General features: G+C 48.5%; 19 protein-coding genes. 5 read left to right on the plus strand and 14 right to left on the minus strand.

Annotated features, from left to right (window positions below):
* Window positions 1–37: 37 nt before the first annotated feature.
* The 11 genes from L6472_RS06085 to L6472_RS06135 all read right to left on the minus strand — a co-directional run bounded on the left by L6472_RS06085 (window position 38) and on the right by L6472_RS06135 (window position 9,884).
* Window positions 38–295, minus strand: coding sequence for a hypothetical protein (locus L6472_RS06085; RefSeq protein ID WP_237807797.1), 258 nt, complete (start codon window positions 293–295; stop codon window positions 38–40).
* Window positions 222–1,529: a hypothetical protein gene (locus tag L6472_RS06090; RefSeq protein ID WP_237807799.1), complete on the minus strand. Its 1,308-nt coding sequence runs from the start codon at window positions 1,527–1,529 to the stop codon at window positions 222–224. The genes L6472_RS06085 and L6472_RS06090 overlap by 74 nt, the downstream gene beginning before the upstream one ends.
* Window positions 1,526–1,777: a hypothetical protein gene (locus tag L6472_RS06095; protein WP_237807801.1), complete on the minus strand. Its 252-nt coding sequence runs from the start codon at window positions 1,775–1,777 to the stop codon at window positions 1,526–1,528. Before L6472_RS06095 ends, L6472_RS06090 begins: the two co-directional genes overlap by 4 nt.
* A gap of 41 nt (window positions 1,778–1,818) precedes the next feature.
* Window positions 1,819–2,283, minus strand: a complete 465-nt coding sequence (locus tag L6472_RS06100) for a hypothetical protein (RefSeq protein ID WP_237807802.1) — start codon at window positions 2,281–2,283, stop codon at window positions 1,819–1,821.
* A 49-nt stretch (window positions 2,284–2,332) separates the two neighbouring features.
* Window positions 2,333–3,628 carry a hypothetical protein gene (locus L6472_RS06105; RefSeq protein ID WP_237807803.1) on the minus strand — a complete coding sequence of 432 codons (1,296 nt, stop codon included), beginning with the start codon at window positions 3,626–3,628 and terminating at the stop codon, window positions 2,333–2,335.
* Window positions 3,629–3,667: 39 nt separating this feature from the next.
* Complete coding sequence (locus L6472_RS06110; protein WP_237807804.1) at window positions 3,668–5,704, minus strand: hypothetical protein; 2,037 nt, start codon at window positions 5,702–5,704, stop codon at window positions 3,668–3,670.
* Window positions 5,705–5,973: 269 nt separating this feature from the next.
* The gene (locus tag L6472_RS06115; protein ID WP_237807805.1) at window positions 5,974–6,603 is read right to left on the minus strand and encodes a hypothetical protein; all 630 of its coding nucleotides are present in this window, start codon (window positions 6,601–6,603) and stop codon (window positions 5,974–5,976) included.
* A 21-nt stretch (window positions 6,604–6,624) separates the two neighbouring features.
* A complete protein-coding gene (locus tag L6472_RS06120; RefSeq protein ID WP_237807806.1) occupies window positions 6,625–7,128 on the minus strand; it encodes a hypothetical protein in 504 nt (167 codons plus the stop codon).
* Window positions 7,129–7,192: 64 nt separating this feature from the next.
* Window positions 7,193–8,836 carry a hypothetical protein gene (locus tag L6472_RS06125; protein ID WP_237807807.1) on the minus strand — a complete coding sequence of 548 codons (1,644 nt, stop codon included), beginning with the start codon at window positions 8,834–8,836 and terminating at the stop codon, window positions 7,193–7,195.
* 35 nt (window positions 8,837–8,871) lie between these two features.
* A complete protein-coding gene (locus L6472_RS06130) occupies window positions 8,872–9,030 on the minus strand; it encodes a hypothetical protein (RefSeq protein ID WP_237807809.1) in 159 nt (52 codons plus the stop codon).
* A 2-nt stretch (window positions 9,031–9,032) separates the two neighbouring features.
* Window positions 9,033–9,884, minus strand: a complete 852-nt coding sequence (locus L6472_RS06135; RefSeq protein ID WP_237807811.1) for a hypothetical protein — start codon at window positions 9,882–9,884, stop codon at window positions 9,033–9,035.
* 176 nt (window positions 9,885–10,060) lie between these two features.
* Between L6472_RS06135 and L6472_RS06140 the strand changes: the two genes are divergently transcribed.
* From L6472_RS06140 to L6472_RS06160, 5 genes are read left to right on the plus strand one after another with little or no spacing between them, the layout of a single operon-like run.
* Complete coding sequence (locus L6472_RS06140; RefSeq protein ID WP_237807813.1) at window positions 10,061–12,082, plus strand: hypothetical protein; 2,022 nt, start codon at window positions 10,061–10,063, stop codon at window positions 12,080–12,082.
* 1 nt (window position 12,083) lies between these two features.
* The gene (locus L6472_RS06145; protein ID WP_237807814.1) at window positions 12,084–13,031 is read left to right on the plus strand and encodes a hypothetical protein; all 948 of its coding nucleotides are present in this window, start codon (window positions 12,084–12,086) and stop codon (window positions 13,029–13,031) included.
* A 19-nt stretch (window positions 13,032–13,050) separates the two neighbouring features.
* Window positions 13,051–13,911, plus strand: coding sequence for a hypothetical protein (locus tag L6472_RS06150; RefSeq protein WP_237807816.1), 861 nt, complete (start codon window positions 13,051–13,053; stop codon window positions 13,909–13,911).
* A 2-nt stretch (window positions 13,912–13,913) separates the two neighbouring features.
* Window positions 13,914–14,480 (plus strand): hypothetical protein, encoded by a 567-nt coding sequence (locus L6472_RS06155; protein ID WP_237807818.1) that lies wholly within the window; start codon window positions 13,914–13,916, stop codon window positions 14,478–14,480.
* Entirely contained in the window at window positions 14,480–14,773 is a 294-nt protein-coding gene (locus L6472_RS06160) for a hypothetical protein (protein ID WP_237807819.1), read from the plus strand. Before L6472_RS06155 ends, L6472_RS06160 begins: the two co-directional genes overlap by 1 nt.
* On the opposite strand, the gene L6472_RS06165 is transcribed toward L6472_RS06160, so the two are convergent.
* The 3 genes from L6472_RS06165 to L6472_RS06175 are packed head-to-tail and all read right to left on the minus strand — an operon-like array spanning window position 14,770 to window position 17,900.
* Complete coding sequence (locus L6472_RS06165) at window positions 14,770–17,028, minus strand: hypothetical protein (protein ID WP_237807820.1); 2,259 nt, start codon at window positions 17,026–17,028, stop codon at window positions 14,770–14,772. The two genes, L6472_RS06160 and L6472_RS06165, sit on opposite strands and share 4 nt — an antisense overlap.
* Entirely contained in the window at window positions 17,009–17,491 is a 483-nt protein-coding gene (locus tag L6472_RS06170; RefSeq protein WP_237807821.1) for a hypothetical protein, read from the minus strand. Before L6472_RS06170 ends, L6472_RS06165 begins: the two co-directional genes overlap by 20 nt.
* A complete protein-coding gene (locus L6472_RS06175; protein ID WP_237807822.1) occupies window positions 17,484–17,900 on the minus strand; it encodes a hypothetical protein in 417 nt (138 codons plus the stop codon). Before L6472_RS06175 ends, L6472_RS06170 begins: the two co-directional genes overlap by 8 nt.
* Between the last annotated feature and the right edge of the window lies 1 nt (window position 17,901).

Below are 17,901 nucleotides of genomic sequence, written 5' to 3' on the forward strand. Positions count from 1 at the left end.
ATGCAGGGCGTTTTGTGATAAGTTGGTGGTTCTCTTATTATAAAGTCGGGGGAGTTTCTTCCTCAGGCTCGATAGCATCCAGTCGCTTGATTTCGTCCTCAATCTCGTTGATGCGGTCGCGCCACGCCTGGTGTTTAGCGTGCAATTCTACAGGATCATAAGGATAAGGTTTGCCTGCTTCCTTGTACTCAGAGTTCTTTTGCGTTTTGTAGTCGTCGCTGTCAAGCTGCGACTGAAGTGTCAGCTTTTCGCTGTCCAGAGCATTTTTCTGCTCGATGATTTCTGATTGTGTCATAACATTTTAAATTTAAATGATATTTATCGTTTAGTCTTTCGTTAGGCGAATCGCCTTGTTTATATGTGATACATTTCCGATTGTAGTCCCACTCTAACCACTGCCACCATTCTGCTGCCACAGCGTCGCGCAGGCGGCAGATACGACGGAACGATGTGCGGTTCTTTAGCAGTCCCGTGTAGGAATTGACGGTACTGACAAATCGGTCAAGGTGGTAGTATTTCTCGTTGTTAGGAATAGCGTTGTATTCCTTAATACGTGCAATAGCACGCGCATAGGTCACGTCATTTAGGATGATACTCCAGGCGCGGATATGCGATCCCAGAAACTCAAGGCCGTGCTGATAGGGCTGATCGTAGAATTTCTTCTCGTTCATGCGCACACCCTTTGCGGCCAGACGCCTGCGGAGTTCGGGAAATAACGACAGCGCATAGGAATGCAATCGCCCAGGAACTACCATCACGCAGTCATCCATGAAGAGTGTTGAGCGGATACCGCATTCGTCGTTGAGCCAGCGTACCTCATCGTTCAGATACAGCCCCATTCCCGTCTGCGATGTCATGCGCCCGATGTGAGCACCAATGCCCGGCGGCTTACTGAACAGCGACTTCTCTGGCTCGATATGCTCTTTCCACAGCCGCCACGGTGTACGTAGCTCATAGTGTGTCTGTGGCCGGCAGTGAATAATGACCATTGCTAGCCATTTCAGGAACTCCGGCGTTTCGTCGTCAAAGCTACTAACAATATCGTCGGCATGACGGTCTATCAACTCACAGAACAGTCTGCACATTACATCAAGGTTGGCATTTGGGAAGAATCCTTTTAAGTCCCATTTGATAATACGTGCAGGCTCACGGTAGCCTCCAGTCACCTCTGCGATATCTTCTATCACCTGATTAATAGCGGCCTGTGAACCTTTGCTGACGCGATTGTTGAATGTGCGCGAGTGTAGCTCTTGCTCGATGTAAGGAGAAAGCGAGTCGCACAGCAGGTGGTCTGCCATGCGACCCTGAAATTCCGTGGCGAATATCTCTCGCCACTTAGGAACGGAGGTAAGGAAGGCGTAGTTGCGCTCCACACGGAATGAACGAGTAGCGAGTGCGTGAGCCATGCGACGCAATTCCGGCACCCATCTGCGCTCGAAGTCTATAGAGTCGCGGCCATATCGCTTGTTTTTGCGTGCGGCGTACATGGTCTCAATGAGCCATTTCGTTATGTATTCCTCAGTCATCATCTGACTTTATGCGTCTTAATCTGTTTTCTTGTGAGCCTTAGTAAATTCGTGACCGCCTGACAACGATTCCTGTTGTTCACGTTGTTGTTGTTCAGGTTGCCGTTGTTGCCGTTGAAGATCCAAGCGTTGTTCACGTTGTACCTCTGAGCAAACCAACGGTTCGTGGAGTGTCGGAATGTCATACCCTCCGAATTGCGGCTGGCGTGCCGCACGGTTGCGGGTTGTTCTGCTATTAATGATAGCCGCATTCCCTTTTACTCTTACCCATACTGACAGTGACCTCTTGCACTCATGCCGTCTGCGCCTGCTCCGACTGGATGCCGGCCGCTGGCGTGTCGTGGACGGTGCCGACCTGCAGCTGCTCCTGACGATTAAGCGTGCGCGATGCGTTGCGCCATCTCTTAATACCTTCATCTATCCGTTCTAATATAGTTGCCACGCGCACCTTGTCGCTGTCGGTCATCAACCCCTGCACGATGCAGGGGTCAAAGTTGGCGAGCAGGTGACCATAGCAACCAAACATCTTATGAATCTCTTGCAAGCGCACCTCGGGACATTCTTTGGCTATTGAGAACGACTCAATAATGCCGTTGGCGGCACGCTTCATCTCCATTGGCGCACCCTCTATGCGCTCTATCTTCGGCATTCGCTGGATGCTGCCGTAGAGAACATAAAGCAGGTTCTTCGTGTCGGCAAGAATGGAATCTTTATCCCGCTTTGCCTTATTGCCACGAGGTTTCTTGTATGTATTCATGTTTCTTTTTGCAGGTAAATGCGAGGCGCAGGGACGCGCCTCGCAAAGGTTATCCAATATTCAAAAGCGTGACCGCCTGACAACGATACCTGACGTACACGATGATGCTGCTCAGGTTGCCGTTGTCGCCGTCGAAGAACCAAGCGTTGTTCACGTTGTACCTCTGAGCAAACCAACGGTGCGCGGAGTTATTAATTGTTGTTGTACCCATCTTGCTGATGCTCGGAGCAAGTGCAGCAAGTGTGGCATCAGCCATCAGGTAGCAGCCCTCCAGCACGCCGGGCAGGTGCCAGTCGCCGAAGTCCAGACCGTCCACACCGAACGACTTATTATAGCCGTAGTAGAGCGCAGGGAACTTGTATTTTTCACCGCCAGCCTTGGTAGGCGCGGACATGCGGGCGTACTTCTCGGCCATCGCCGCGCCGTCGGGCAGGGAGAATGCGCCGAGGTGCTGAGGATAGACGACATGATACTCCTCGTGGATGTAGTTTTGATAGGTGCCGTAGGCGTCGCGCAACGCCTTGCAGTAGGGCGACGTCTCGAACGCGGTGCGCTTCACAATGGTGCCTGCGGCCTTCAAGGGTACATCGGCGGCAGGTTCTGCACCGTTGTTGCTATAGTAGGCTGCACCTTGGGCATCGTTCATGGTTCGCTGGTTGCTGGCGCGGCCGCTGGCGCGGAATCCTGTGTTGTTGCTGGCCGGCATATCACCCCAGGTGATGTGTGTCATCCCCGAGCAGTTATAGAATCGGTAGTCGGTACAAGCGTCGCGCTGTACAATGACACGTCCATTCTCCTCGTCGGCATACGCCCACCACTGGTCGATAGTGGTCTGTGGCGCACCGAGTTCAGTCAGCTTCGCTTCGATGGCGGCGGTGCAGGCAGCAGCAGCCTCTGCCAGCGTCGTGGCAGTGTAGATGAAGGTGATGCTGGTAGTCGTGTCCCAATTAGGCAGTCCGAATCGCAGACCAATGGTCTTCTCGTGCTCAGCACCGTCGAGTACGGCATCTGTCCATGCATACTGCGAAACGTCGAGCCACTTCTCGTCGGCACCCGTTTTATGGATGATTCCCACCTGCTTACCCTTGCGGAAATAGACATAACCGACGTGCGTCCATGCAGCGGGAATGTTCGCCTTCTGAATCCATGCGCCACCTTTCACATAGATGACTTTGTTCTGATCGTCGAGGAACACCACATCGCCAACGATGGGCTGCGTGGTAACGACATTCACACCGTCCACGATGATTTCGCGGGTTGTCTCAATCATGCTCACCTGACTCTCGGTGGTGGGCTTCACGGCTGCCTGGTAGTCAGCCTTGCTGTTGTATGATTTGATAGCCATAACTTATTACTTTTTAATCTTGAAACATGAGACTTGAAACTAATTCAGCAGTACCCAGTCGCTGATGGAACCTGTCACACTGAATGCCTCGTAAACCTTCTTATTGGTAGTGTCGTGATAGCGTTGGCCTACCATGGTTGGGAGGATAGGCGATGCAGGCGCACCAGCGGCTTCGATAACCATTGGCTGACCGCAGAAACGCGGCAGGTTGCCGAAGTCAATACTGTCGGCACGGGTCTCGCCGAGGTCGGAAAGCTGCGCCTTCAATCCGTCGATGGCAGCGAAGAGCACGGCGAAAGCCTGTGCCAGCACCGATTGACCAGGAGCACCTACGAAGTTGGTGGTGATATTCTTGAAGATACCCCATCCGACTACCAGCGCAGTGCCGCCGCTAACGGTTGCCGTCAGTCCTGATACGACCACCGTCATAGCTGTAGGACTCAGATAGATATAGTAACCCGTTGACGGCATCGCTGCGACGGCCTGCTTCATCAGCGGCTCATAGAACTGCTCCGACACCTCACGGGTGGCAGGCAGTTTGGTGTAGGTATCTCCGTTGCGCATCCATCCTGTCAGTACCGGCGTGTCGCCGCTCTCGTCATATACGGCAGTATATACCAGCGTAGCGTCGTAGTCAGCCGTTGCCGTTGCAGGCAGTTCGGGATGGTCCTCGCGGTAGGTGTAGATATAGACAATAACTTTCTGATAAGTACGGTCAACCATTCGTGCCACCACACTAACCGATGCCGGCACAGCCTGCGCACTCGGAATCAATAGAATGTCGCCCGCGTTCAGTGTGATTGGGGTGCTGATGCCATAGCCCGTGGCGGCACTCTCGCCTCCGTCGGTGTTCACATACTTACCAGCCTTTGCCTGCTGGAGCGTGATTTCGCGCTCGCCGTCGTACTTACCGAAACTCTTCTCCATGAACAGCACTCTGTCCTTTATCTCCCGCTCCGCCGCTTTTGCACGGTTTCTCTCCACCGTAAGGTCTGTTTGCGAAGCCTTTCCTGACAGGCTGATGTTGATAATCTGTAACTGAGCGTCAATCTCTGCCTTGGTGTAATACGAAGCAAGCTCCGTAGCGATTGCCGTCTGCATACGCTGGTTCAGTTCTGTATTGGTTGGCAGGTCGGTGAGTTTTGTTACCAGTGCCGCTGTGATGCCGCTCTTGATGGCCGCCCACTGTGCAGCGGTGTACGATGAGTTGTTAAGGTCAAATTCCCAATGCCAGTCTCCATTTGACCACTTATAACGCATATACACGGTATTACCGACACTGTCATTGTCAATGACATAAGCATAGTCATTGCTGTTACCCACTACTTGGCGCAATTCAGCCAGACTATTATAAGTCCCTTTAAAGTCGGCTGTTGCAGTAGCAATGCTACTGTTGACAAAATCTTTGTCTGCTAGTTGGTTATGCCTTCCAGCCTCAGTTGGAAGGCATTCTTTGATTGTCTCGATAGAATAGTCTATATTGCCCAATCTATGGTTAAGTGTCGGGTATCCACCTTTAGCTCCATCTGCCTGATTTTTGGCATAGTCTCCTTGGTTTTTGGCATAGTCTCCTTGGTTTTTGGCATAGTCTCCTTGGTTTTTGGCATAGTCTCCTTGGTTTTTGGCAATGACAGCATTATCGTTAGCAAGTGCTGCAGCATCTTCAGCTTCCTTGGTAACATTGTTAAGTTCCATAATTGCTGATGGTGCAAACTTGTCTTTGGTGATTGTCCCTGGTGCTATATTATCCCCATTTATACTTCCATCCTGAATCTTCTCTGTTGTTACAGCACCAGGGGCAATCTTTTCACTTGAAACAGCATTATCAGCAATCTTACTACTACCAATGGTATTGTTGGCTATTTTCGAACTAGTGACACTTCCATCCTGCAACTTATCGGTAGTAACAGCTCCATCTGCGATACCATCATTACCTATGGCACCTGGTGCAATCTTTTCTGAGGTGACGGCACCAGGTGCTATATGTATACTGTGTATCGCACGAAGCGCAATATCTTTGGCCTGTGCTAGAACCCTATAGTCACGGATGTTCATTACAAATTCAAATAGTTTCATAGTTCAATCGATAATTATGCATTTGGTTACTTCCACCGGAGTTGCCAAACGGATGGTGGTTTGGTGCAAAATATTAAGTTTAACTCGATAATTGTCGCTAACAGATGGTGTCTGCCCATAGTTGACATATTCTCCATCTGTGTCTAGTTTCATTACTACAACAGGGGCTTTGCGTACTAGCGATATTTCAACAATGGATGATGCGAGCAATGTGATTGGTTCACAGACGTAACCGTTAAGATCTGCATCGAATGTGAATGTAGGGACTATCATTGCACACCTCCTTCTCCCTCATAACCTAAATAACGTGATGCAATAGTCATCAGTTTGTCGGCCACCTCCTCCCTGAAGGCCGTCATTACAAGTCCTGCTAGATGGTAGATGTAAGCACCTTCTAGCTGTATCGGTACGGGGACATCGCTATTTACTGTAGCCAATGATGGCTTCACTACACCAACAAGCGTTATGCTGTCCTGCCGACTTTTGGCACTGAACATCTCTAGGCCTCTTGTTGTCCATATTGTCACAGGTCTATCCCAACTGCCTCTCGCATACTCGTCAAGCTGCATCAGGTAGGCCTGCGACTGTTCTGTTTCTATTGCTGGCGATTGTGACCAGGATGATAGTCTGGCCGTCACAACTCGTAGCACATTGGATGGCAGCGTCACATGTGCTATAAGGTCTTGATCTATAGCGAGAGCAAAACCAGCCTGAGTGGTGAGATCGGTTAAGACACTACTATCTAACTTGCTCGCAGGTGCCCTTTCGATGATGTACTGTAGAGCATAGACCACCTTGTCCTTAATGATGGCATCAAGCTCCTCTTCGTCAGCGTTTTCATACTGCAGATTGGTGCCTTCCTGCGACATCTCATCGATAGCCGACTTTACCCTAGTCACAATCTCCGACAATATCATATCTTATCCTCTTTTGATGGTTGGCTGAATCTGGTGCTCCTTCAGGAAAGCACGGGCCTCAGCTTCACTCTGTACCTGCACCTGCCAGTTGGCCGCAATATACTGAATGGCCTCACCAAGGTTGTCGAAGGTCATCTTCTGCATACCATCGCCACCTGGGTCTTCGTCATCAACCGTTGGAGTAGGAGTAGAGGGAGGAGTAGGAGTAGGGGGAGGAGGAGTCGAATTACCCAAATCGGCCTTTGCCGCTCTAGCAGCCGCTTTAGCAGCCTTCTTAGCAATATCACTAGCTTCCTCCACCTGACGCTCCAGGATAATCTCCTTGTTCTTATACAGCTCACTGGCTTCGATGGCACGCTGCTTGAACTCGTCACGGGTATAGCACTTGGCGGGTGTTCCATTGTATGTGTTTCCGTCAACGAACTCACAGCGCACAGAGACGCCACGATACTTGAATGTCACATCGAAACTGTTCTGATTGCGTCTTAGCTGATATACTTTAAGCATAATCTTATTCTTTTTAAAAGGTTATAGGTAGCCACTGCAATAGTGCAGAGGCTACCCTTTATGATTAGACGTTACCGGTGAACTCTACCCATGTGGTACCGTTCCACTGCCATGCCTTTTCATGGTCGAGAGTAGTGTCATTGTACTCCATATCCTCATCAAAGCTGATGATCATGCCGTTGTATGGATTATCGGGCAATGCATCAACAATATTGATAGGATTGGTATCCTGTGACAGGTTCTTCTCTACAATGCGGTCAGAAGGACCGATAAGCATGCTGTTCTGTCCACGCAGTGCCAGAGCTGCAATTTCGATGTAAGTCCATCGCTGTGCCTCACGAGCCTCATCACCAGCCTTGTTAAGGTCAATGGTGGACTCCTTCTTAACCTTGTGGTAGTAGCGTGCAATCTGCAGAGGCACGGCCACACAGAAGTCCTCCATGCCCAATTCATCCATCATAGGCGCATATACCACATGCAGCGTTCCGAAATTAGATACCAGGTCACGTACCACGATGCCGTAGTCAGTCTTGTGGTGACTATATTTAGCCTCCATCTGCTTCTGGATCTCCTCCATGTTGGCAATCTCGCCTACCTTGTTCTTACCGCAGAGCAGGTATGCCTCAGTGGTCTCAGCGAACTTGGTGAACATCACCTTACCAATAGCAGTGATATGCATGAATTTAAACTTGCCTTCAATACCTAGGGTGTTGGTCAGCTGGCGAAGGATGCCCTGAGAGGTATATACATACTCCTCGTTACCATTCTTGATACGCACAATGAACTTCTTCTGCTTACCATCCCACAGGTCACGCTCGAACTTCTTGCTGAAGTTACCGATAGCCTGGTCTTTCATATCATCGAAGCCCCAAGGAGTCTTCTTCAGGATCTCACGCTCATGGTCAGTAACCACGATGTTGATGATACGCTTCTGCAGATAGACACGGGTAGAGCGTGGCTGGCTGTTGTCGGGGTTTACTATCTTCTGCGACTCAGAGCCTGCATAGCTCGACACATACAGCTCGGTGTTGGCAGGGATAGCGGGCACCAGGTAGTCACGCAGGTGCTCAGAGATCTGTCCTTCAACCTTGGCCTTACCATTGATCGGACGCAGAGTAATCTCGTCCTCGTTAGCAGCACTGACGAACAATACCAAGTCTCCATCGGTCTTGGTGGTTGAGCCATCAACATAACCATTGACACCCTTCACGATGACGGTTGACGATACACCTAGCTGGTGGATGTCACCGCTGACGTTGCTCGTTGACAGCTTGATGGTCTCACCCTCTGCAATAGCAGCAGTGGTGCGCAGTACCAGGTCAGCCTCACCGATGCGGAAGTGGTCAATCTCATAGCCCTTAACAGAACGCTGCACAGCAACAGTTCGTGCCAGGTTCAGCAACACATACTTAGCGGCATTGTACTTGACTACGTCAGGGTCATACTCCTCCGGAACGAGACCACCACGACGCTCCTGCGTTGCGCTGCCCTGTGTGCCAGGAAGATTCTGACCTGCGCCCTCACCCGTTGGGTCTGCCATGTTGTTGGTATTGGGATTTACAGGGTCGGGGTTGGCGGGGTCGGGATCTACGACTGCAGCACCTTCTGCAAGAGAGATACCTGCGCCACCGAACATGACCGCCATCACGATAAGAACAAGACTGACCATCAGTCCATGTCCTCGAAGATAATTGAATAACTTTTTCATTTCTTTCTTTTTTAAGTGGTTATATATAGTGTTAATTAATCAATCAGCTTAGCACGTCTTAGCTGTGTTACCGACATCTGGGTACCAGGAAGGTTTACACCTGCATTGCGCCCTTCGGGCTGCATGTTACTATCTTCAATAACTACAGGGTCGGGGTGCAATGGTGCGGGGTCATAAATAGGACAGTCCATCATGCTTAATCCTCAATGCCAAGTGATGCCTTAAACGACTCTAAGCTACCATTGTCCTTCTTAGGCTTACGCTCACCACGGCCAGCACCGCCTGAAGGCATAGACTTAGGCAACCCCGTGCTATTAAAGTCACGCAGCGGGTTCTGAATCTTCTCGTTGAGAGCCGATGCTCTTGCACGCTCCTCAGCAGCGGCAATGTCCGATGCGTAGTTACGAGCATTGAAAAGGGCATCCCACATATCCTTGGTGACCACACCTTTCGAGGCCAACTGCATCCAGCTCTCCTTGCCAACAGGGTTGCCGTCCTCATCAACCTCACCGAAAAAGTCCTTGGCCATCTTCACACACTGCTCATCGCTGAGACCACGTTCCTTCTGTATCTCTTTCAGTGTCTCGAAGCTCTTGACCATATTCTCACCTTGTTCCTTGCGTGCCTGCAAGCCCTGCTTCTGCTTATCCATGAATTTCTGCAGGGCCTCACCCATCTTCTTCGAGAAGTCAGGATTTTTAGCCAGCTCACGGATGTCCATGTCCGGACCTACATTCTCAGCCAAATATACAAAGGGGTTCTCGCCATTCTTAGCTGCCATAACAAGACCTCCCAACAGCGGGGTCTCATCGAAGGCCTTACCAAGAGCATCATTGCTCTCACGGTAATTTTCAAGTTCATCCAGGTTTTTGTTTGCCTGGTCATAGAAGGCATCCTCGTTGTCGAGGTCGAGGTCAGGATGCTTCTCTTTGTAGCGTCCACGATATCTCTCCTTGGACGTTAGCTTAGGAGCCTCTTTTGTCTGTTCCATCTCCTGGAGAGGCTTTTGCTGCTCCTGCGTTAGATTCTTTCCATCTACTTCTGCCATAATATATTATTGTTTGTATGAATGATTTCGAGCGTAAAATTACGAGATTGTTTTTGGGTATTTTTCACGTTTTTTCCTTCCAAATATCGGGGGTATCTATAAAAGCAGGCAAAGGGAAAAAACGTGAAAAGTGAACGTTTTAGATGGAGTATCTTTGCAGGAAAAAGAGAAGAAGAATGACACGACCGTTATTGACTCTTAAAGACGTTGCACCATTGGCCAAGGGCAACAGGAAGTCATCCATCCAGGAGAGGCGAAGACGTAACATGCAGTCCGAGAAATATGATCTTGGACTGCTGTCGGAATGTGAACGTAGCTGGATGAACAAGGAGAACTTCCGTCAGGAGCGTGCAAGGGTGCTGCGGTATCTCTTCGGTAACCAATGGGGAGACATTATCAACGTAAAAGGCTTAGGAGATATATCGGAGGAGAAGCTGATACGTATGAATGGTAATGTACCACTGAAGAACAATGTCCTTATATCGCTGTGGTCTTCGGTGTTCGGTGTTCATGCTAAACAAGAGACAGAACCTGTATGCTATGCACGTAACCAGGCAGCTAAGGAACTGTCGGATAATATGTCTGCAGCCCTACAGACAAACTGGCAGAATACCTATATGTCGGAATTGCTCGACACCACCTTTGCCGAATACCTTATCTCAGGTGCTGCCTTCACGTATGAAGTATGGGAGGAACGTGACGAGGTCTATGACTCTTACACCGACTATCAGAATCCGTATTACATGTTCTGGGAAGGCGGCTCTGACCCTACCCATCGTGATATTCGTCTCATTGGCCGTCTCTGTGATATGTCCCGTGAAGACCTTTTCTATCGGTTCGCCAAACGTGAGTATGGGCTGACTATCGAAGAGCTGGAGGATATCTACCACCTCGAACAGGGACAAGGAGGCTCGTCAACACAAGTCAACGAGCTGAATGACATCGATAATGTGTCCTTTTTCCGTCCTTCTGACATCAACCTTTGCCGTGTCATTGAGGTGTGGAGACAAGAGATCAAACCACGCTACCAGTGTTGCGACCCGCTATCAGCAGACCCAATAAGCAAGTTCTTCCGTTGCGAGAAGAAGGACCTTCCCGCTCTGCGTAAGATTAATCTGGAACGTAAGGCGATGTATGATGAGCAGGGAGTTCCTGAAGAGCTGCGAGGCTATATCACTGCTGTAGAGATTGTGGATAAGTATTGGCAGTGTTACTATCTGGCACCCAATGGCCGCATCCTGTACGAGCAGGAATGTCCTTATGACTACAAGACCCATCCATTCAGCGTATCACTCTATCCTTATATCAATGGAGAGATTCATCCGTTCATGTCGTTCTTCATCGATCAACAGCGTTATATCAACCGCACAGTGATGATGGGTGATATGGCTATGAAGAATGCCGCCAAGGGCATGACCTTCCTGCCATTGAGCATGAAGCCGGATGATATGACCGTCGAGGAGTATGCTAACCAAAAGACCAAGTTCGATGCAGTGTTCGTCTATGATGACACTAAGCCAGGACGCTCAGGAGCTAAGCCTGAGTTCTTCACACATAGTGCCATGAACATCGGACATACGGAGATGTTGCAGCTACAGATGAACATGCTGCATGAGGTTTCAGGTGTGTCAGGTGCTCTACAGGGTAAGGAACCTAATGCAGGTACGTCATATGCCCGCTACGCATTGGAGGCGCATAATGCCACTACCACCATCTATCCACTCATCAAGAAGTTCAACGGCTTCGAGGAACGATGTGCCATGAAGAAGTGTATCACCATGCAGCAGTATTACGAGGAAGGACGTGATGTGACACCAAGACGTGCAGAGGAACAGATCTTCTTTAAGGCAAATGCATCCCGTGACGTGAAGTATAATGTCGCTATTAAGAACTCTGCCAGCTCAGCAGCCTTCCTGCAGCTGGGTAATGAGATGCTTGACAAGCTGCTTGACAGAGGCTACATCGACCCACGTACATATCTGAAGCACTATGACGCTCCAGGTGTCGATAAGATTCTTCAGGATGTGGATGGTTATATGTCACAGCTACAGCAAGGTCAGATTCCTTCTCAGCCTGTGCAGATACCTGGCGCCAACCAAGAGCGTGCAGCTCTCGCCTCACAGCTCATGCAGCAACCAGGTCAGTTGTTCACACGTCAGTCTCCTAATAGTCCGTTAACAAGAGCAGAAGCAACATAATATGGATATACTATTATCATACAACACCCTCTATGATACAGTGGCTAGGTCTCTGGGTATCATTGGCAAGCGCAGCATTGACGAAAATGGTGTGCCACTCTTCAAGGATATCACCATAGGTTCCAAGGAGAGAGGCATCATCTTTGACTATTTCGACAATGCATTCGTAGATATCTGTACGGAGATGGATAACTTCATCACTGCAGAGGTGCATCATGATCATTATAGTGATGCCGACGTAGTCATACAAGGATGGTGTGATAGTATGAATAATGTTTATGGCTTAATTACTGACGTTGACCAGTTTTTCTATTTGGCACCAGCGCGCAAGCTCTTTATCTCAACAAAATTCGTTCATCAACCAGCAGAGAGAGACATCTACTACGAGTGTGACGGATACTACTATAAGTATTCCTTGATCGATAATATCCTGCAAAGACAACCTATTCCATCAATTGAGGAGAGAGATGCAGCCGTTCATCTTCTGAGTGTCAATTTAGATCCTATTATGGCACGGTCATATCAGGGAACATTCTCTTTCTTCTGGAACGGATCCATATACACCTCTGACGGGTACTATCATGTGGAGGAAATTGATATGGACATAAACACCTTATATATATATAATGGTGAAAGCTATGTCTATGCAGGCGACGGCCTCATCCGTGATAAGTATAACATCACTCAGGGAGCACAGGTTACCCTCACGATGCCTGACAACTGGAATGCCGCCCTGCTGCCGTCCTTGAAGCTGGCACTGAAAAACTATTGTGTCTCTTATGCGCTCCATTCATGGTTTACCATTACGGCACCAAAGTTGGCAGAGAAGTATGCGGCTGATGCTCAGCGTCAAATGAAGTCCGTTATGAGGGCGTTACATGAGAAGAAGGCTCCATCATCGCAGGTGACTTATACTGATATCGAAGCATATATGCAAGATGTAGAATAAAATAACATGGAGGAATACAATGGCTAAGAAGAATATCAAGTTTACGATTATCAAAGAGCTGGTCATCAACACGGTCAAGAATATGACGTTCAAGAATGGCCAGGTTGCTAAGGGTGCAGATACTGCCAACACTGTTAGTGCATACCATCAGCAGGCAGGTGACGAGGATTACCATGAGCGTCTGCTAGATAGAGGCTACTATACCAATCTGGAGAGCCTGAAGGCATCACTCTCTGACTATATGGTAGGAGATGGCAACTTGACCGAAAATCCACTTATCGATGACACGGAAGCGGACGGTGTCAACACTATTATCCTAAGCGTTAATGAGCGTTTCAATGATGGCTATGTGAAGACACTTGCACGCATGGCAAGTAGATACATAGAAGACAGCATGCTTAGCGATTGGTATGGTGATAGCGATGCAACTAAAGCCAACTACTTCACTGCTTTGGCAGCGAAAGACTTGGATTCTATCCGCAGGACGTTCAGTAAGACTCCACCCAAAGCACCATCATATCTGTATCCAACCAAAATCACACTACGTTATCCTATCATTCCTGAGCGTGACGGACACCCTGGCATGGCTAGCTCATCAGACGAGACAGTGATTGGCCCGCAACAGCTCTTCTTTAACCCGTGGTGCATCACCCGTGGCGAGACTTCTGAGATATCATATACTCTGGAAGGGGAGGGTGGCAAGATGCCTATTGATGATATATTGGTGCGCTGTGATAATACCTATTGTAGTGTAGAACTTGATGATAACGGCAACTGGCTGCTTCGTGGTATGGCAGCAGGCGGTACTCTCGTCACGTTGTTCTCACGTCATAACGACAATGTTTTTGCTAAGTTTGCGGTACAAATTACGGAGGATTAAGTATGCCATATCCATCACAATTACATAAGGGACGATGTATCCCTGGCGAGATACTTGCTATCCCGCATGATCAAAAACTCGTTATTGAGATTATCCTGCTTAAAAACGAAATAGAGCACGATATCCATTCAGAGGTGGCACGTGTTGAACGCAGCAGAAAGTTGACAGATACTCCCATTCTCACCAATGATGATGCCGACAAATATACCATAGACAGATCCATCGATGATGCCATCAGTACGGTGGTAGGACGTTGTCAGGCATATATGCTTATGCCGTCACCTTTTGTCCATCGAACAATCACTAATCACGTCTACGAATGGCAGGAGAAAAGTATCTACCTTGCATTCCCTTATAATTTCCCTCCTGGCTGTGTCGAGAGTCTGCGCATGGCCATCCACCGTTTTATTGTCAAGTCGGTGGTTTTTGAACTGTTGACATCTGCACTACCAAACGATCCTTATACGCAGATATGTAGTAATTCCATTATCGCTACCGATAACGAGATTAATGCGCTGCTTAACGCTCGTCTTGGTGCAATAGAGATTCATCCTACATTTCTTGGATAATGGCAAATAAGGTAGGCCGTCCACCAGGCTCACAAAATAAGGTGGGAAAAGACCAGAAGGAGTTTATTAAGGGACTCCTTGGTGATACTCAGGAGCAGTTCCGTGAGGCCTTTATCTATTATGCCAACTCAGCATCTAGCAATCCGGAGAATCGTTCTAAGTTTATGAACATTTATACTGATTTGTCTAAGATGATTGTCCCCAAGCCTGTAGAGGTAGATGCCTCAGTCAACGAGTCAAACTTCAAGAACTTGCTAAACATATTCAACCAGTGGGATGAGGATATCGACTAAACATCAGCCTCAGTGCCTGCACGCATCGTATATACATTTGTGTCACCTTCCTTTATCCATGCTGGAGCGGCCATCTTCGTCTGGCTGATATATAACCCGATGCCTGTTGACATCACGATATCATCATGGGCATCGTTTCCTGCTGCATCCTTACCTTCTACGTTACCGATGCTACCATCCTCATGTCTCTCGTATATGGTCATTTCATCATAGCACTGCACATCAGGTTCTTCATACAGCTGGTCATCGACATAGGCGATATAGTTATCTATGACATATTGCTTCGTCTGTCTGTTCGTTTGGAAACCATACTTGTTGACCCGCTTCTGCGTGACGCTGTCAACGCTGGTCTCACGGATATATAGATTACGATAGCTATCGGCTATCTCATCAATGATAGTTCCGAAGTGATCTCCCTCGGTATCCATCTTTCCTTTTTCAGTCTCCGCAGTATTACTCTCGAAGACCAGTAGCGCATCTTGATAATAATGCGCCAGCTGTGCCGCTTTCCATGCCAACAGGTCGTGACGGATATGACCTCGCCACCTGGCCACCACCTTTGGCTTTCCTCCAAACATCATCTGGAAGCGATCGATGACGGTCATCACCGTGAAGTCACTCTTCTTTCCTGCGCCACCGATATCCACCGATACAATATATCTATTGCTCACCTTCAGACAGTCAGGCTTCTGCCATATCTTCAACACCTGACCATCACTTACGTATGGTTCGAAATGTGCTGTCTTGATAGCACGTAGCCCCTTGGCATAGTCACCTACGATGTTGCCCACCGCAATAGGTTCCTTCTGTCCCAACTTCTCATGCCTGCGCAAGGCCTCAACAGCATACATGTCGAAGATAAGGTTACCGCTGGCACGGAAGGCTTCAACATCATCACTTGGTGCCTCGGTGGCAATGTAGGTATGACTGCGGAAAGTGTTTCGTCTGTGACGATACCAGTTGATAGCCTCAAAGGTGGCACCTTTCAGCCATAGCTGCCAAAAAAACTTACCTGTCTCCTGCCATCCTTCAGGACAGTTGTCGTTATCTTTGTTGTCATACAGCCACTTGGCGAAATCTATAGACAGTTCCTTATAATGAGCGTCTTCCTCTACCTTGCGCCAGGGAATCCCCTTACCGAAGATGTTTGGCCACTTGTTATCCAGCTCCTTGCGGTCGTTTTCAATCTGAAAGAAGGCTATGAAGATTGCTCGCCAGGCAGACGGAAGTGCTGGATCTTTTGCTCTGCGATACATGTCGGGGAAGAAACCTGCAGCACTGCGTCCTGATGACTCCATAATCTCTACAGTGTCAGGCTCCATAGGAATACCACCATCGATAGATGACAGCACCTCTTCTGGTTCCTTCTCAGCGGTCTTCTTCCAATAGGCCACCTCCGAATAGTGTGCCATCTTGGTATCGGCAGATCTTAGTGAGTCATATTTCTCGTATGAGCCTACTGAGATAAGACGGAAGCCAAGTTCTTCATCTCGGTTGTTCTTAACAATGAAGTCCGACTTCGAATCTTGATAGCTGCCTAACTTCAGCTTGTCGTTTTTATCGGCAATGCTCCATCCAGGCTGGTTCTGCACCATCTTGGTGAACATTGCCTTAATACGCTTGGTGGCATCCTTAACGTGTGCCAGGATGACCATACCCCAACCATTGGGATGACGGAAGTCCTGCATCCACTTCTCATAACCTTCTGACAAAGTAGAGCCGCCCCACTGACGGGCTTTCAGAATGATTAGACGAATAGGTAGGCCCTCTGCACGCATGCCCTCCAGCTGGTCCAGCACAAGACGCTGCGGGTAGTTCAGCGAGAAAGGCTTCATTTCACCCGTTATCTTGTTCTGTATTTTGTAAAAGGTAATAAAGGCAAAGGCAGGATCTTCCGTGCTTCGGATGCGGAAGATCATATATACGACATCCTGGAATAGCTCATCACTATACTCCGTCTTCAGGTCTAACTCTATGTATTTTCGGATAGACCGTCTCTTGATGATCTTACGCAGTTCGATGTTCTTTTCAGCACACCTTACTGGCATCAGCATCTTACGCAGAGGGCAGTCTTCAATGACCACCTTCTTGCGCTCTCCTGGACACCCTTTGCCCGTGACCGGATTGAATCCCTCAAAGATAACACGATTACGCTCCGTATTCTCCCTGACAAGCGCAAGGTATGCCTGTAGGGTTATCTCCTCAGTAGTGAAGGAAGTGGTGGTCTTACTATCATTAGCCCTTACATCTTCCATAGGCAAATCCGGCTAACAAACAGTAGGTATGGATGCACCAGTTTAGGTGTGGCACAAAGATACCGATGAGTGAGAAGGGTAGGGCACGCATGAAGAAGGCACGGTATGCTTGGTGTTTGTTTCTTGATCGATGACAGAAGATGCCATACTTGGTGCCTGCAATGGCGAAGAGTACACCCGAAAAGCCCATTGTGACACCATCGATAGGCCATACCACACCGAAAGATGGAATGAATGATGCAAAGATGGCTATTGGGACTGACGGTAATAGATAGTGGTTTCCTTTGATCAGGATAAAGACAAAAAGGTTACCTGCAAGATGCCACATATTGGCATGACTAAATATATATAGTAGATGACTTGCTATACTACTGTCATCATTATATCCCACCTTGGGCATCACCAGGTAACATATAACCATCAGCGATGCTACTACAATCTTTTCCAGTGTCTGTCTAGTCATGACGCTTTATTCTTCTCTTTTCTTTCCATATCTGCTCCATACGTTTCGTATCTATGTAGAAGCGTGGCGCAGGCTCCAGTATAGCGTACTGCAAGACATAGTTGAGACTCTTGCCGTAGTATTTGTCTTCCTGCCATATCCGCATGACCGTCTTGAACAATTCCTGATACATCTCTCTCTTCAATGGCGAGAGCTTATCTATCTTGCTGGTGTCTCCTCTTAACATTGGGGATATATACAAATGCGCTCTCCTGCTATCAATATAGAAGCGTGGTGCCTCATGGGTGACAACTTGCCGCCATGCCTCCCTGTTGTTTCTGCACTCATAACTGCTGCAGACCTCTCGGAATACCTTCATCAGGTCTTCCTTCATCTGTTCTCTGCAATACGTACTTTGTCTCACAATCATA

The organism is Prevotella sp. E13-17 (assembly GCF_022024035.1).
Classification (GTDB): domain Bacteria; phylum Bacteroidota; class Bacteroidia; order Bacteroidales; family Bacteroidaceae; genus Prevotella.